General features: G+C 58.9%; 1 protein-coding gene. It reads right to left on the minus strand.

Annotated features, from left to right (window positions below; all coding sequences use genetic code 11):
• Positions 1-61: 61 nt before the first annotated feature.
• Complete coding sequence (locus tag M1L53_RS33085; RefSeq protein WP_261949521.1) at positions 62-451, minus strand: RusA family crossover junction endodeoxyribonuclease; 390 nt, start codon at positions 449-451, stop codon at positions 62-64.
• Positions 452-587: the final 136 nt, after the last annotated feature.

Raw genomic sequence — 587 nt, forward strand, 5'->3', positions numbered from 1 at the left:
GATGCCGAAAGCTGTTGCGGTGGAGGTGAAGTGATACCTGAATTTTACCAGGCCGGTCATGCTATTTCACCTCGACTTTGATTGTGACGCCGCCTATTTCGTCAATCTCCGCGAGTCGTTTTGTGGCATACAGAGTGACCACTTGACTGTCATCGGCGATGAGGATTCCAGTGATTGCGTCAAGGATTGCTCGGGAGAGTTTGTCGATGTCCGGCCTCTTGATTGCCGCCGGGGTTGAGCGTTTCGGCGCCGACTTGGGGCGAGGCATAACGAAGTCGAGACGAATGGCCACCGCCCCGCCAATCAATCCATCAGCGTGTGGATGCGCAGCCAAGGCGACACGCTCACGCCATGGCCCAAGCGCTTTGGATGACTCGATCATTCGGCCATGCCCGACATGGCGCTTACTGCCCTGCGGTGCAGGAGCTCCGGGGACGAAGAATGAGATCATTTCTCCACCTCGACCCGTCCGAGCTGGTAGGTGACGCCTTTGCGGAGGTGGAGTTCTGCGTCGATGAGGTAGTGGAGATCCTCGGCGGCGTCTTGGCGTGTGTCGTAGGGGCCGCGTACGTCGTCGGGGGTGGTGG

It is taken from the genome of Rhodococcus sp. T9N (assembly GCF_024436645.1).
Taxonomy (GTDB): Bacteria; Actinomycetota; Actinomycetes; order Mycobacteriales; family Mycobacteriaceae; genus Rhodococcus_F; species Rhodococcus_F qingshengii.